Origin of the sequence: Dyadobacter sp. CY312, from assembly GCF_021390535.1 — a bacterium.
Taxonomy (GTDB): domain Bacteria; phylum Bacteroidota; class Bacteroidia; order Cytophagales; family Spirosomataceae; genus Dyadobacter.
The window spans coordinates 166,573-181,631 of sequence record NZ_JAJUXG010000017.1 but is presented as its reverse complement, the minus strand read 5'-3'; the positions used below and the strand labels follow the sequence as shown (position 1 = coordinate 181,631).

At 44.4% G+C, this 15,059-nt stretch carries 5 protein-coding genes; 2 read left to right on the top strand and 3 right to left on the bottom strand.

Annotated features, from left to right (window positions below):
- Nucleotides 1-10: 10 nt before the first annotated feature.
- From LZG71_RS23035 to LZG71_RS23025, 3 genes are all read right to left on the bottom strand, one after another.
- Complete coding sequence (locus tag LZG71_RS23035; RefSeq protein WP_233824380.1) at nucleotides 11-2,008, bottom strand: hypothetical protein; 1,998 nt, start codon at nucleotides 2,006-2,008, stop codon at nucleotides 11-13.
- 74 nt (nucleotides 2,009-2,082) lie between these two features.
- Entirely contained in the window at nucleotides 2,083-10,059 is a 7,977-nt protein-coding gene (locus tag LZG71_RS23030; protein ID WP_233824378.1) for a hypothetical protein, read from the bottom strand.
- Nucleotides 10,043-11,734: a hypothetical protein gene (locus LZG71_RS23025; RefSeq protein ID WP_233824376.1), complete on the bottom strand. Its 1,692-nt coding sequence runs from the start codon at nucleotides 11,732-11,734 to the stop codon at nucleotides 10,043-10,045. Before LZG71_RS23025 ends, LZG71_RS23030 begins: the two co-directional genes overlap by 17 nt.
- 262 nt (nucleotides 11,735-11,996) lie before the next feature.
- Between LZG71_RS23025 and LZG71_RS23020 the strand changes: the two genes are divergently transcribed.
- Nucleotides 11,997-12,716 (top strand): LytTR family DNA-binding domain-containing protein, encoded by a 720-nt coding sequence (locus LZG71_RS23020; RefSeq protein ID WP_233824374.1) that lies wholly within the window; start codon nucleotides 11,997-11,999, stop codon nucleotides 12,714-12,716.
- A gap of 31 nt (nucleotides 12,717-12,747) precedes the next feature.
- On the top strand, nucleotides 12,748-14,844 hold the full coding sequence (locus LZG71_RS23015; protein WP_233824372.1) for an ATP-binding protein: 2,097 nt from the start codon (nucleotides 12,748-12,750) through the stop codon (nucleotides 14,842-14,844).
- The last annotated feature ends 215 nt before the right edge of the window (nucleotides 14,845-15,059 follow it).

The window sequence follows — 15,059 nt, the reverse complement described above, 5'->3', positions numbered from 1 at the left end:
GTCTACAATTTTATTTCCAATCCACTTTTACCGGATCGGTAGGCGTACTCTCACGTTTGTCAGTTTCAACTACCACTACACTATAATAATAGCCCACACCCCGTGCCGCTTCGATGTCAATAAAGTTATTCTGACTTCCCAGCAACGACCGAATAAGGCGCGGTTTTTCCGTTTTCTCTGTGTAGCGATATACCAAAAACTTATCAGGTTTTTGAAGCGGCGCATCCCAGCTTACCATTACTCCTTTGCCTGTACTCGCAACATTTAATCCTCTTACTGGTAATACTGCATTTAATGCAGCGTAATATTCAAACTCCGTGCTGTAACCGCTCAGTTTTTCTTTCAAATCAAAAGACCGTAACCGGTAACTGTAACGTACCCCTCTTTTTACAGTTGAATCTTCGTAGTTGTTGCGTGCATGATCTTCGAATGTTTGCTTATAAATTTCAGAGAAAACCTTTGCTCCTTCTGCCTTTCTTTCAATGATGTAACCGGTAATGTATGGATCAATAGGTTTCATGTTTTCCCAAACCAGCAGCGCATGACCATCCTTGTAAATCATCTCCGGATTGAGTGGTGTAGCGAGCCGGTCAGGGTAACGGACTTCCGAATACAATTCCTCACTCATTGGTCCCATGTTGTAGCTTGTATTAACAGCCACAACCGCCCAGCGATATCCTACGCCCGTTGCCAGTCTCTTTACCGGGATCTGGTATTTCAATTCGGATTTGGCTGGGATAATATCCGAGTACCTTTTGAGTGAATCAGTTTGTCCCTGAGCAAAATAGATGTAATAGCCATGCGTATCAAAATCCGCCGGCTGCCATCTGAAATACAGGGAATCTTTGGTTTCAGTAAGTTGAAAATGGGAAGGAGCTACCACCGCAGGTCTGTTGGCTTTTAGCATACCCGCAACTTTTACAGATTCGATGGAGGTATAGTAGGTCCCGTTCAGCCTGATCTGATAATAATATCCCTGAACTGGCTCAACCGAATTGTCGTAATAAACGGTGTCAGTGGCTACTGCAAGTCCTATTTTTCTGTATCCAAAATCGTAGTCCCCACTTCTCCATATTTCAACGGCTCTAAGATCTTTAACATCCGATAATTTCCAGGATACCGCAATTGCGCCTTCTTCTTCCTGGGAAACGGTTTGTATACTTTCAATTACCGGAATGTTTTCCTGAGGTCGGAGATTTGCAATACTCAATGTATCGGAAGAGGCACTTTCATTTCCGAGAAAATCTTTCAGCACAACCACATAAGAGTACAGCATTTTTCTGCGAACGTTAACATCCATCACTACCAGAAAAAGTGAATCTTTTACACCTTTACGGAAACCCCACTCAGCACCACATTCGGCAAATTCTGTTTGTCCAAATGTAGACCTGAGTACACGTGCACCAGCAATGTAAGGATTGGGTTTTTTGAGTAAATATTTGATATTGATCACACTCCCATCAGCACTGTGGTGAAGCAGGGTTGCGGTTGTACCCAGGGCCGACCCGGGAACAGAAACCGTACCTGGATTGTGATATACTCCTTCTTTCGCTCCAAGAGCGCGGACTCTGTAATCGTACCGGCGTCCCTGCAATACTTCTGTGTCCAGAAATCCCAAACCAAAAGCTTCCAGATATTGTGGGTGTGTACCGTAAGTACCTAAGGAATCGGTGTGCGCCGCATTGCGGTACTGCGCATATACCAGTGTTGCGAGTGAGTCATTCGGGATCTCGTAAAGCGGATTTTTTCTTTTCAGCAAAGTAAGGCGGGAGATAAGATCACTCGCACTCATTGGCCCTTTATCCGTGGTGCACACAGGCTGCCAGTCCGGTCTGTTGCTAACCCGACCCACTTCCAGTCGCTCCACTACATATTGTGGTCCGTGCAGCAGCTTGTCCAGTTGAATAAAAACACCGTATGGTCCTCCGGCAGCCTGTGGCTTTTGTGCCCTTACAGAAACTGATAAAAAGAGGATTAGAGCAAATATTTGAAACAGTAATGGTCTCATCGGTATAAAATTCAAGAATTAAAATCTGTATCTTTTCTAAGTCTATATTTCGGTTATTATTTGGCTTAAAACACTTACTGTCCGTCAACCTTACATCCGCCCGTACACTCTTCAAAACTACATGTAGGTGTTATGGAAACATCGGGACTTTGACCAAATGTATAAGATGCAGTACCATCAAAACCAAGACAAAAGCCAGCATTTGCGCCGGTTGTTACACCGGTAATCCCTTCCGACAGGCTAACTGAAAATCCAGAACTGAGCTTGGCAGCAACAGAAACCGAAACTTTTTTTACCCCTGGATTTACGGTCAGGGCTGTTTCAACTCCTCCGTTTACATGTACCTCTCCCCCCGCACTCAGCGATAAAATGCTTCCGTATGCATACGCATGCACACCCACACCCATGCCACCGCCAACACCAAACGTGCCTTTGTCGTAATTACCGAACACATAACCATCCACATAGGCATCCACACCTACCTTATAACCTCCGACACCGGGCACTGAGAGTTCATGCTTAAAACTACCAATGATAGGTACCGGAACCTCACCTACTGCATACACGCCTTTGAAACCAGAAGTAAACGTACAGGGCAGCTCCTTGCGATGACTATTGGTAAACAACACCTGCTTCGCATCACCCAGGTCGTTACTCGTGTATACGCCGAGCATGAGTCCGGCCCGCATAGTAACAGGTACAATAAGCGGTACATTTTGCAACTCACCGGTTGCCACCAGGTAAAAGCCATTTCCGTCCAGCCTCACCTGCGCCATTCCTTTCATGAAGGTCATGGTTGGTGGAATAGGAATATTGGAAAGTTGAATAGACCCTGTTAATCGTTTTTTTCCATGATCGTAAACCAGGCTCAACCCGCCCATACCAGTATCAATTCCGTCCAGTTCAATTTTTTGCCCCTCCGCTTTTATTTCTCCGTAAGCTGTGAAAGACAGTCGGTTTTTCTCCTCATCGCCCAGCATTTCGGAAAAACCCTGAGGACGACCAGAGAACTTCAACAAATCCCACTTCTTGTTGGTCACTGTTTGATGGCAGTACACGTTGCCCAGACTGGAATTTCCACCCAGCGATACATTCAGTCTTTTGAAGTCGCCGCTTTCGTCATAGTTAACGGCATCTTTTGCAGGATCAGAAATGCCAGAAAGGCTGGTTTTCCAATTAGACAAATTTGCAGGATTAGTCAAATCCAGGTTACGTCCGTGGCTGATATGCGTTTCCGTATTATTATGAACAAGAAGAACATTATCCAGAAGCAATTTACCAGGCTCTTCCACACTCCCGCGAATCGCCATCACACCATCTCCAAAGAAAATAGCTGTGCTCTGGCTTTTGTCGGCGGCAACGTGCTGCCCTGCTTCAAAATTGAGGTATCCTTTGGTTTGCAGTTTATAACCTCCGGGAATAATGGTTTTTAGTTTAACTGAACCACCATCAGGTTTAGAATAAATAAAACGCATGGATACGTCCTGTGGCGCATTCGGAATGGCATTAGACATGCCGGCATCAAAAGCAAAATAGTCTGAGCCGGTTTCGATGGTGGTAGGGCGCACATCTATGATATTGAAATACCTGAAAGACTTGCTTCCTGTACCAAACGAAACCACATCTTCTCCATTATCAAGAAGCGATAAGGTGGCAAATTCCAGATCCTGCGTAAGGCCGGGTACCGATTTGGCCGGAAGCACAGCTGCGGGAGCATCACCGTCCGGCACAACAACCACAGCCCAGTGCCCTTTCATATCGGAACCCGTTTGTTTGTCATATCCAAAATACGCTTTGCCTCCCACTTTTAATTTAGCAACGCCTGCCAGTTCCAGTGTGGACGTCGGCTCTACCTGCAAATTGTAAAAGTCGCTGCGGAGATTGAATTCCTTCACCGGAATATCAGCTTTGCCCGTTTTAATCACACCTGATTTTGAATAGAAACCTCCTTTTTTATAGTCCAGCTTCCAGTTACGGATCTCCACACTCCATTTCCCTGCTAGTGGAAAGGTAAGTGGTGTATCCCCGGTTTTCGCATCCACGGTATTATTTTTCAATACCAAATCACCAATACTCACTTTCAATTCTGATGGGTTAGCATCTTTTATTGTACAGGACATTACAGGATTGAGGTGAATTTCATCGCCTGTCAACCGCGAACCTTCCAGCTTACTTACTGCGTTAAAGCCGAGCAATTTCAGCTTCATGGGCGTACCGTTGGATTGCGATATACCAAAGTTTGTCCACTTGATATTGGTCTTGGCAGCATCGAAGGCGGTTACAACAGGATTACTGGAAAGCAGCGCTTTAACTTCCGGATCATAGAGAAAGAACTGACCTTTTTCGTATGACAAAAGACTTTCAGAAAAATTGAACGAGTTATCAATCACCTGGGCTTGCGCCATAATTTTACCCATCGCTGTACCGGCAGTTCTTACAATTTTCAACTTCCCGTACTGGCCATCAGGCGAGCTTACTTTCACATTGTATTTGACCTTGTTAATATCAACATTAGGGGATGTGTGGTAAAGCAAATTGTCCAGAATACCGGTATTCAGTTCCACGGTTTCATTTGCTGGTATCCCCTCTGAGGCATTCTGCGGATCCGCTTTAAAAACAACGTCTTCGAAACGCACTTTCACCTTCTTATTCATCATTGCGAAAGGACCTAGTCCGCCATCAGTTAAATCTACCTCGCCGGTCACCTTCATAGTTTTTGGGTCCAACTTTTCAATGGTTACAGGAAAACCCCAAATGGATGCGATCCTGAATTTATCAAAGGTGGTAACCGTCATTTTCAAGATCTGTCCCTTGCCTTGTGGAATAGGCTGCCCGGCATTGGAGCCAACATAGGTCGCATTGGCATTCACCGATTGATTGGCAGAAGTCGTTTTATCAAAAATCGTTTCTATCACCACTGAATTGCCATCCAGTGTTCTTGACACATCCAACGCAAACAACCCGTCTTTGCCGGAAACCGTGCTGTATTTAACTCCCGCATTTTCACCTGCTGCAACAAATACCTCAGCACCTTCCAATGGTGTTTCAATACCCGCCAGCGATTTCATCACCACAATTCCTTTTACCGTTCTGGCCGGTTCGAGGCGAATGGTTTCCAGCACAGGTTTCTTGCTTTCTTCGTTTTTGATTGATACAGTTCTGGTAACATAGCCGGGAGAAACAACTTCCACATACAGGTTGTCGACGGAAACATTTTTAAACCTTGTTTCAACCAGTCCATCAACTTTGCTTGGTCCAAATTCAAAGTCGGTGCCTTTTTTGGCAAAGAGTCTTACATAAGCTCCGCTGATTTCTTTTCCCGAAATCTCATCCAATATCTTGAACGTAATGCGGTGATCCCGTTCGAAGATTGGGATATCTCCTGCAACAATCGAATACCTGCCGTCTTTTCCCAGCACCGGCTTCGGCAGTTGCGTATTAATTTTTCTTGCTTCTTCAAAATAGCGGATGTTAACAGGGAATACTTTAAGATTTTTACCTGTCGAAGGCGCATCCAAGGTAAATTTCCAGGTTCCGTCGTCTGCGTTGGTTTTAACCATATTTCCGTCATCTACCTGCACATAGGCTTCCAGTGAAGGATCAGAATCAAGCATATTTTTGATAGTCTGACTTTGACCAGCGATATTTTTCAATTGCTCACTACCTACATTTTTATCAACCGCTGCAACTTGACCCGTCTGTTTCTGGCTTCCCAAAGTTGCAGTGGTTGCTTTGCTTGTCGCTATTTTGGTTGTTGCCGTTTTGCCAGCAACTTTCCCGGTTGTGGTTTTAGATGAGGTGTTTTCTTTGATTTTAACAGTCGAAACTGTTGTTGGAGAAGCGGTATTGCTTACTCCGCCAGTCACAGATACAGACTCAGGAAAAGTTGTATTAATATTACCAAAGGAAGAACCTCCGGCAAGTTCATCCACGTTAACAGCTCTGCCGGTAATCACCGTGTTTGGCATCATCAGGATACGGTCGTAGTAGCTATTTTGTCCTAATAATACATCGCCAATGTACACCTCACTTTTTCCGGACGCCTTTTGGGCAAGCGTATCATAGTATACATAACCCTCTGCCTGAATTCGCATTTTCGCCTTATTGCCCGGCGAAAGTTTAAATGGAGCGGCTATCCAGCCATCTTCACCAGTGTACCGTGTTAAGACCGTCGGAATGCCCAACGGTGCGCCATCTTTTACATATGAAAGCTCTACCCTGGCTCCCTTTATGCCCTGTGTCGGATTGGACTGATCCACTACCCGGGCATTCACTGTTGGGTTACCTGGCGCCAGATACCGTTGCACGATATCCGAATTAAAAGTTTCATATTGATCCGTAAACTGAGCAGCAGCACGTGCGTTATTTGGCGTATTCAAAAGCAGCATATCGTTCACTTTCACATCCCTTAACTTCTCTCCCAACCAATAGTTATCAGCTGGCTGGCAACCGGCCAATTCAGGCTTCCAGCTATACCAGGGATTGCCATAGGTTTCTTTTTGCTTCTCCATGTATTCCGCCTCTTCATAAGTTTTCAGAACCGATTTCACAGTATTCTTAGGATCTCCATAAAGTAGGGTATACACATTCCGGCAGTTGATTTTGGCTCCATTTTTAACCGTCTTTTTCGCTCCGTTTGAGCGATCCTTTTCCTCCTGCGTCGCCTCAGGTGAAAATACAGCGCCCCAGCCCTCACTTACAGTAATCCTTTTTACTGCTACCAGATTATAATTGTTTAACCCATCCACAGATGACTTCGTAGCGATAAAATAAGCGTCAGCTTGTCCATTAGCCATCACCATCCTAGGGAAACGTGCTATACCATCCTCCTTCGTTTCCACCGTTGAAATTACTGTATAGCTTTGATCCTTGATTTTTATAATTTCCTTTACTCCTGAGCCCTCGTCAGATGGTGGTCTTCGATTAGGACCTACACCTATTTTAGCACTTGTAGCCCTCAGTACCGATACATTTATATTCGACAAATCAGACCTAATTCCAGCCTTTTGAACATTTACCAAAGAAATACCAGTAGTATCCGATTTGATCTGGGTTACCAAAGTATAACTTTTCACCTCGGCTGTCACAGGCCCGAAATCGTAACTTCCCTGCGCTTTCATTTGCTGATCCGGCGACATTCCAAATGTTTCGATGGGACTGGTATAATATGGATTATCTACAATTACCCTTATTCCTCGGAAAAGATTTGTAGCTGGTACCGAAAACTCCCCGCTTCCTTTCGGTTTGGTGGTAGGAAGTGCCCCCATCAGCATGGCCTTAGTCATTTTTACAGTAAACGAAAAACTTCCGTCCGCATCAGTAACTTTGGTATCAAGCGTTGTGCTGTACCCGTCATGAAATGAAGCGAGCTCATCGTATTGTGTGTAGTTATCAGTAGTGAAACTACTTGCTTTCTGATCCAGATTTTTATACACCACCTGCAAATGAACCTGCGTTTTTCCAAGGGCCTTAACCTGTGCTCCATCTATTCCGTCATCAGCAAATTTGTAGGTCAGCTTGCCGGTGAAGGTCATTGTAGGCGCTTCTGTCGTTTGAAGATTGTAGGTATATTTCTCAACCCGTGCCGGCGTGGATGTCAGCTTTTCTTTGGGTTGAACAAAGACGACAGGATCTGCATCCTCAGGCTTCAATCCACAATCAGGGCAGTATATCTGATAAACATCCGATGAGCCAATGGCATAAACCAAATTCTCAAACATAGCGCCGTAACCATCGCCTTTGCCTTCCAGAGTAGCCATGCTTATAAATTGGTGTCCCTTGGATTCCACTTCCATTCTCATTTCGGCCTCCAATGCCAACTTTGGTGGTTTCGTATTTCCCAATCCCGCCCCATTAAGCATGTCTGTGGAAAGTCCTTTACCTGTGTTGATTTCCAACCCAGAACTAAGGGTTGAGCCCAAAAAAGTTGTCTTTCCCGTTTTATTGTTGTCAATCACTGCGGTATTAGCCACTGTACTTCCGATATCCGCTTTGCTTAGATTTGTTGGTTTTAAATCTGCCCCAATGTTCTTTGACACAGCATAGCCGTCCACCGCGGTTTTTTCGCTCTTTTGCTGTCCGCTGTTCGCAGCAATGCCCGAAACTGCCATATTTTGCACACCCTGATTTACAGAAGCAATGAATGGTTTCGGAGCCGATTTTTCAGCCTTGGCTCCCATCCCCTCGAACGGAAGCCTGTACTTATCGTTTTCTTTTGAAACACCGTTTTTCCGATAAATTACAAGGTGTTTCCCTTCCAGATTCACATCCGGAACACCAGGCCAGTTTTTGAAGGATTTTCTGGCTGTAACATCCAGATTATAGCCAGATGCCAACCACGTAATATCCTTAACATCATAATCGCCCTGTTCTGCACTTGAAATCTGGAATGTATTCTCATGGCTGTTCTGATAATAACCTGGCTCTGCAATAGGCTGAATAAACGGATTGATCGGGTCAACAATACAGCGGGTTACAATCCCCGATGAATCCATTCCGTGAAGGGACATCTTGGAAACTTTGATCTTGTAATTTCCAGAAGCATCCGACTGCCCATATGCCACTGTTGCACGGAACTTATTAGGAAAAACCTTCATCAGCACAACTTTGGTATTGGGCAATACGTGTGCAGCACCTGTTTCGCCAGGAAACCTGTACGCAAGAATTCCTCTGATAGTCAGGCTGTCTTTTTCATCGCCTTTGTCTTTTGCAACCAATAAAAAGGATTGTGGATTGGAAATGAATGGCTCATCAACCAGTTCTGTACGTTTTCTTTTCACTTCGGTTACCCCTTTCAACTCAACCTGCACCTGATAGTTCTTACCTATCTGCATATTGTCAGGCAATTCTGATTTATTAAGCCAAAGCTGATCTGTCCGCACCTGGCGTTCCATCACCACAATGGGCTCTTCACCTTTTTCTTTGCTACTAATCCGTACATTGTAACTAAGCTCCCCAAACTGTTCCAGCAGCGACTTTCCCGCAGGTGCTTCGTATGCTTTCCGTAGTATCTTTTCAAATTCCTGATCCAGTTTCCAGGAAATGATAAGCGGATTATTGGAACCCACTTCCACCATAGCACCCTTTTTTTCTGTGGGTTGTACAATAGAGATGTAGTCAAATTCGACTCCAACAGGCGCCTGCTGTCCATACGTAAACACCCCAACCGGACTTTTTCCATCGTTCATCAAATTGAGCTTTACAGCGGTCGAATGCGCTTGTACGCGCCAAGCGTATTTTTTACCAACCTGTAATGCCGGGTGCGACGGACCGTACAGAAAACTGCTGGTTCGCAGATTTTTTACTTCCAGACCGCTTCTTGGCAATACAACGGCATCAATAAATACATTGGGATTGACATCCGCAGCTGGCAATTCCACAATGCGTAAGGTGTATTCTACCTGGTTGGGCATAATACCTACCGGCGCCGACCAGGTAAACATTTGTGTTTGCGGGATTTTAGTTAATACTTCTTCATTTTCAAACGGAGAGATCAGGATTGGCGGCTCCACGATACGTACCGGAATAAGACCGCTGCAACCCATCGGAAATTCCGCAGAAAGCGGACGAATGGTGGCGTTGTCAAATGCCTGAACACATAGCTGGTAATTTCCTTCCGGTAGCGGCAGACCTTTATACAACTCATTTTTGTTCATTCCCTGCACTTCAATCTGATTCAGATCGAACAGCCCTTCCAATTCCGAACGGGTAACCAACCGGTTCACATCCGTAGCCCGCAATTGGAGCGGCTGCAATGGCCGGTAGTTTGGCGAAGTCCGGATAACAACCCCATTGTCACCTTCCAGTTTTCCAATTAACCGCACTGACAAATCCTTGCCCGATAAATTGGAAACAAAAACCTGCACACGGTTTCCAGTTCCCGGATAATCCTGAATATAAGGACTATATGGAGGCAACACATTGGTGGTGATTCTGATGAGATTTTCCTGCCCGAAAGCACCAAAACTCATTAGCCACAGCAAAAGCAGTGCGCCAAAGAATGACCGACCTGCCACGCAGCTGATTTTGTATATTTTAGAATGAAATTCCATATCCGATATTTCCTCTTAGTTCGTTGAATTTTTCTGCCTGTATTCCCGTGTTCGAGTTCAGGTAACCGAGCGATAGATTTAATGTCTGCTTTTTGGCAATCTGATATCCAGCGTTTGCTGATACCGTCATCACTTTTCCTGTTACACCCAGCTGCTTGTTTCCGAGATAGGAAGCATTAGCCGATGTGGTCATTTTCTTCTTAAAAAAAGAATAATTCATTCCCAGGGTCGGTCCATAAAATTTGACTTTATCATTTCCTTCGGTCGGTATGGCAGTCGGCAAACCTGACTGTGTATACGACAGCATCAAATTGGCTCCTAAACCGCTTCGGTTATGCTGTAAAAAATAACCCAGGTTTAAATTTTGGTTGTTGTTTTCTGTCTGTGCAGCCGTTCTTTCATTCAGATCCGAAAGCTGCTGATGTGTTGCTGTCAAAGTGAATACGTGTGACAAATCCGTATCAAGAATGGAGTAGCGTGTATTGACTGTCGCCGAAAGGTTGTTCTGAGCAATCCGCAACGTGTCGATCAACGGACGAATTCCAGCTTTTTGACTTAAACCATAGTTGGAAAGAGAAATATCAAATCCAAAAGTCGGATCAGGATTGATAGACATCATCAGCGAGCCAATGGAACGTCCCGTTCCTGCATTTTTATTATTGGCCAGATTGTCAAACTGACGACCATAACTTCCGGAAATTCTTGCCTTACCTTTTAAAAGGTTCAGAGACGTTGCAACGGCATAACTCTCAATGTCGCTCTGGAAATAATATGCGCCCATGGTTTGAAAATTCGGGTCGATGCGTTTGTATTGCAATTTCACCGAACCCCATTTTGCCTGATAACCCAGCGCGGCTTGTGTCGCCTGCGTAAGCTGGGTTGACAGCCTTGGTGTAATGAGTTTGCCAAATATTTTTGTCAGTGGATTTTTACCTTCGGCACTCACCTCAGTCGCCTGCATGTCGCGGGTGTAAGAACTTGCCGCGGCATCTACTTCCACAAGGAAATGTTTGAGCAGCATGAGCCGTGAGGTAATTCCCACCACCAAATTCTCGGCGGGAGTAATGTTTTGCTCCGGCGTAACAGGAATTCCTGCCATGGAAGTGGTGTCATCCTGCGCACGCAACATCACCAGGTCTATGTAATTATTGGCTTTCCCATAGCCCAGTTTCACCGCATAACCTGTGCGCTTAAACGAAGGAATGAGATTGGGGTCAGCGATGGTGGACGACGCCGCTTTATTGAACCGACCATAAACCGCTCCCACACGAAGTTTACCCGGATTAAGTTCTACACCTCCACCCAGAAACGTGTGTCCTGAAAGTGTGAACGGAGAAAAAGAAACGTTTCTGTAACCTGCATGAACAGTTGCCCATTTATAAGTAGGGCTCACCCCAAACTGATTAAATGGCTGGCGAAAACTGCTGCCCTGATTTCCTAAAACCGCAGAAAACGGCAGGCTCAACCCACCCGGAAGGTTCACGGTAACTGCACCACTCAAGCCAAACGGGGAAGACTGATTACGTGCTGCAATACCATTTGACGTATAAAACCCTGCGTAGGCATTGAGCCCGCCCGAAACGGAGAACAGCCGTTGGTTCGGTTTCTGTTCTTGCGCATGGACAGATGCCAGCCCAAAAACCATTAAAAGACATTGGTAGATCGTTCTTCTCATATCCTTATCTGAATACCCGGGCGGTGTTGCAAAAGAAAACAAACCACTTGGTGATGATGATGTTGAAATTAGATAAGAAAGGCAATATTAAAGTGCTATAATCGACAAAGGAAGTATCTTAATCGGCGAACGGAAAACATACTTATTTAACGGTCAGAGTTTCTATTTTTTCTACTTAATATTCAAATCCCGTATCGTGGAATAGAGTAATCGATGAATATTTTTTTTATCTTGAAACAACTTTTAATAAAGAATCGGTTACATGAGTGACATTTCGAATAAAGTACGATTTATGGCGGTTGATGATAACCTGCTTGACCTGTTAGCCGTTTCCGAATTAGCCAGAGATTTCGATTTTCTGGAAAACTGCGGTACCTATTCCAACCCGCTAGAAGCCTACGAAGCTCAGCAATACATTAAACCCGACCTCATGTTTCTTGATATTGAAATGAGCTCTGTGAATGGTATTGAACTGCTTCGGAAAATAAGAGCAGATGTGCCCATGGCCGTATTTATTACCTCCTATCCCGAGTTCGCACTAGACGGCATTGACCTGTCTGTTTTGGATTATGTATTAAAACCACTCACTGCCGATCGTTTTGCGCAAACAGCTCAACGCATAAAGCAGTACTGGGAAATGAGGCAGAAATCCATTGCCTATGAAGTGCTTTTTGAAAATGATCTGCTCACGATTAAGGAAGGCTATACGCAGGTCAGAATTTCTCAAAATGACATTATTTACCTGGAAGCCATGCAGGATTATACCAAAATAGTGACCGAGAAAAGAAACTATGTGACGCTTTCCACGATGTCATTTTTTATGGAACGGCTTCCGGCAGACCGCTTTATGAGGGTACACCGCAGTTATGCTGTTGCTCTTCATCACATTACCGAACTCAGCCAATCGGAAGTGGTATGCAGCAATGCACGAATACCAGTTGGCAAAACGTATCGGCAGGTTGTTTCCCGATTGCAGATTTAAAATTTACTCTCTCATCATAAACTCTCCCTACATGAAATTTAATATTTTACTTATCACTTTTCTACTATTTTTCAAAATCTGCTCGGCACAAAGCAACACCCACCAGCAACAGCTCGAAAAAATAAAAAAGGAATGTGAAAGCATTCAGGCCGCCTTCTCCGGTAATCCCGGGAGTTTTGAAGAATTAGTCAAAAAGGCAAACGAGGGTTTGGCCTTATCAAAAGAAGACGAGCACGAATACAGGTTTGCATTTCACATGGCGGCAGGAAGTGGCTATTACTATCAGCAGAACTTCGAAAAAACAAAAGACGAATTTGAGAAGGCTTATCGGGAGGCTGAGAAAGCCAAACTGCTGGAAAAAAGCACCAAACCATTAGGCCATTTGGTCTCTGTATATTTTTATCTGGGACAAACCGATAAAGCAGATGAAGCCGCCCGAAAACTGAAACAAATTGCTGACGCCAACCCATCGCTACCAAATCTGAGCGACATTTATTACAATTTAGGCATGTACAATCAACAGCAAAAAATGTATTTCAGTATTGCGTTGGGGCACTTTCTTAAAAGTGCTGAGCTTCAAAAAGCCAGTGTTGATACCTCTACTACTCACAAGACTAAACTGGATTATGGCTTGAAGCTGATGATGGTTTCAGAGATATACCTGTACCTGAAACAACCTGAAAAGGCACTTGAATACCTGAAAATGACTGAACCTTACCTGGGCCAATCCTCAGTTGTTCACATTGCCGTTTATGGCAAGTATGTCCGTAGTTATGTCCTTCTGGATAACCGTGCCGAGGCACTTAAATATTACAATAAGTTGTTTGAAACTGCCAAAAAGATCCCCGGAAAATGGTCCGAGCTCGTATCGTCCAACCTTAAAATGTCTGAGATGGAAATCAAACACAAAAATTATCCGCAGGCAAAATCCTATATCGACAAAGCCAATAAACAGGCATTGATTGACAACAAACCCATCATGACTACCTCTGTCAACCTGGCTTATGGCGACTATTACAAGGAAATAGGCCAACCGGAAAAAGCTGTGAGCTATTACCGTAACTCCGCGAAAGCATCCGCTCAGTTTAATAAGGAGCAATATGCAGAGCTGCTCAAATCGCTGACGGAAATAGAAATAACATTGGGTGAAACGAAACAGGCTGCTGCTACTTACAAACAATATATAGCCGTCGCAGACTCATTGAACCAGGAAAAAATAGCGCTGAACATTGCCGAAATGGAGGCCGTTTTCCAGAACAAATCCAAACAGGTTCAAATTAACGACCAGCAAACTGAGCTGGATTTTAACAAAAAACAAAAGCTTTGGCTTGCAGGAGCGGCCGGTTTGCTCGGGTTGGTGGTGCTGTTACTCGTTGTGATTTACAGAAACAAAAGAAAAGCCGCGGACAGCCTTGACACCAAAAACAAGGAACTCGAAAAGGTAGTGTTTGCCCTGAACGAAGCCAACCAGACCAAGGCAAAGCTGTTCAGTATCATCAGCCACGATCTGCGGTCGCCGATTAGCCAGGTGTATCAATTTCTAAAATTACAGCAGCTGAACCCGAAATTACTGAATGAGACACAGCGCTCTGAGCTGAGTGAAAAGATACAGACCGCAACGGGTACACTGCTCGAAACCATGGAAGACCTGCTGCTTTGGTCCAAAACGCAGATGAACCAGTTCACAACGGATATTCAGCCCACAGAACTGTTCCAGCTGACCAACCAATGCATTGCCCTTTTGAAGCTCAATATGGACGCCAGGAATATCCGCACCAACAACTTTATTCCGGAAAAAAGCATCATTCAAACGGATCCCTCCTACCTGCAAACAATCGTACGTAATCTCCTGCAAAATGCCGTGAAAGCATCCGAAGAAGGCGGACTAATAACACTCGGATTTACGTCAGAACCTGACAGGCAAACGCTTTGGATAGAAAATTCCGGACCTCCCTTCACCCAGGAAGCGTACAGGAACATTATTTCACAAAAAAATAACGGCCAGGGTTTATCAGGATTGGGACTCAGGCTGATAGATGAATTGTCTGAGAAAACGGGGTTGAAAATTGCGTTTGAAAATCCGGGTGAGAATTTGACGCGGGCTTTAATTGTTTTTGGGGAACGTTAAGAGTTACCTCCTGCAACCTGCGAAAAAATAGAAGAGCACAACAAATTGCGCATCTTGTATTGTTAAGAAATTCATGTTAAAAATAACAAAGACGACAACACCCTAATAAATAGGGAATTACAGACTTATCTCTCATCCATTTCGATTATTATTTACAAATCTAAAATCTTGCACCAGCGTAGATAACTTACGTAAATTGCATTGGTTGTAGGCAA

What these genes read in the sequence shown, in the direction of transcription:
- LZG71_RS23035 (WP_233824380.1), bottom strand. Translation starts at nt 2,008, where the DNA reads ATGAGACCATTACTGTTTCAAATATTTGCTCTAATCCTCTTTTTATCA.
- LZG71_RS23020 (WP_233824374.1), top strand. Translation starts at nt 11,997, where the DNA reads ATGAGTGACATTTCGAATAAAGTACGATTTATGGCGGTTGATGATAAC.
- LZG71_RS23030 (WP_233824378.1), bottom strand. Translation starts at nt 10,059, where the DNA reads ATGGAATTTCATTCTAAAATATACAAAATCAGCTGCGTGGCAGGTCGG.
- LZG71_RS23025 (WP_233824376.1), bottom strand. Translation starts at nt 11,734, where the DNA reads ATGAGAAGAACGATCTACCAATGTCTTTTAATGGTTTTTGGGCTGGCA.
- LZG71_RS23015 (WP_233824372.1), top strand. Translation starts at nt 12,748, where the DNA reads ATGAAATTTAATATTTTACTTATCACTTTTCTACTATTTTTCAAAATC.